The organism is Azonexus caeni (assembly GCF_048146105.1).
Taxonomy (GTDB): Bacteria; Pseudomonadota; Gammaproteobacteria; order Burkholderiales; family Rhodocyclaceae; genus Azonexus; species Azonexus aromaticus_B.
Map to the genome: position 1 here is coordinate 1 of NZ_JBKJAD010000058.1, position 1,278 is coordinate 1,278.

The window sequence follows — 1,278 nt, forward strand, 5'->3', positions numbered from 1 at the left end:
GGGAGAAGCAAACCGGCTCGATCATGCTTGCGTAGCTGCTCGGGAATCACTGGGTAGGCCGCAGGGCGAAGCCTTCCGAGAATGGTCTGGCCATCCGTTGGAGAAACCGTCAGCAGGGGCTTGATGCAGCGTCTCATGGCGGTCCTCGGGCCGTTGCCCCGCGCTGCGGCAGCAGCGTGGCGGTAACCCGAAACTGCCCGCCGCAGTGCGGACAGCACATCGACGCAAGGCGAGCCACCCGCTGCAGGAATGCCGTCACCGATTCGATGATCGCCGGTTCCGGCGGCGGCACGGCCAGGGCCGAGCGCGCTGCCGCCAGCCCGACTTTCTTTCTCGCCGGCGAGAGCAGGCCATAGTGCCGGATGCGCTTGAAACCGCTGGGTAGCACATGCAACAGGAAGCAGGCGATGAACTCGCTTCCCGCCAGACGCAGCACGCGCTTCTTGCCCCCGCTATCCGCCCGTACCCGGAAAGCCACCTGGTCATGGGTGATGCCAACGATGCGCTCATTGGAAATCGCCACCCGATGCGTGTAACGCCCGAGATAGTCGAGCACGGCTTGCGGCCCACCCAGCGGTTGCTTGGCATAGACCACCCAGTCGTGGGCGTAGAGGTCTTGCTTGAGGTTCTGCCAAGCGAGCGGATTGAGGAAATCGGGCAGATACCCCTGCCGGTACAAGTCATCGAGGCCGGCAACAAACTTGCCGCGAAACACTTTCGACAGGGCCCGGACCGGAAACAGAAAGCCCTTTTTCGGGCTGATCCATTCCCCGGTGTCGGACAGTGCGCCACCGGCGACCAGGGCATGCACATGAACATGCCGCCCGAGATCCTGTTTCCAGGTATGCAGCACCAGCGAGAACGCCGGCATTCCGCCCAGATGGCGCGGGCTGGCGGCAAACTCGATGAGCGTTGCCGAAGCAGCGGCGAACAGGTTCTCGTAGAGCCGGCGCGGTGCGGCGCCGATCAGGCCGTTGAGCGCGTGCGGCAAGGTGAACACCAGATGGAAATACGGCACCGGCAGCACCTCGCGCCGCCTTGCGGCGAGCCACCTCTCCTTGGCCCGCGTTTGACAGCGTGGGCAATGCCGGTTGCGGCAGGAATGATAGACGTGCCGGCTCGTCCCGCAATCGGTACAGGATTCGACGTGCCCGCCGAGCGCTGCGGTACGGCAGGCAAGAATGGCCCGCCAGACCTTGGCCGCGCCACGCGGCAGTTCATGGCTGGCGAGATAGGCCGGACCGAAGGCGGACAGCACCTCGGCCAGGCCGGCCGGGG

The 1,278-nt window shown here is 65.3% G+C and carries 1 protein-coding gene; it reads right to left on the reverse strand.

The features are described from left to right. Positions 1-133: 133 nt before the first annotated feature. Positions 134-1,258, reverse strand: a complete 1,125-nt coding sequence (locus ACLIIZ_RS21050) for an IS91 family transposase (RefSeq protein ID WP_465221454.1) — start codon at positions 1,256-1,258, stop codon at positions 134-136. Positions 1,259-1,278: the final 20 nt, after the last annotated feature.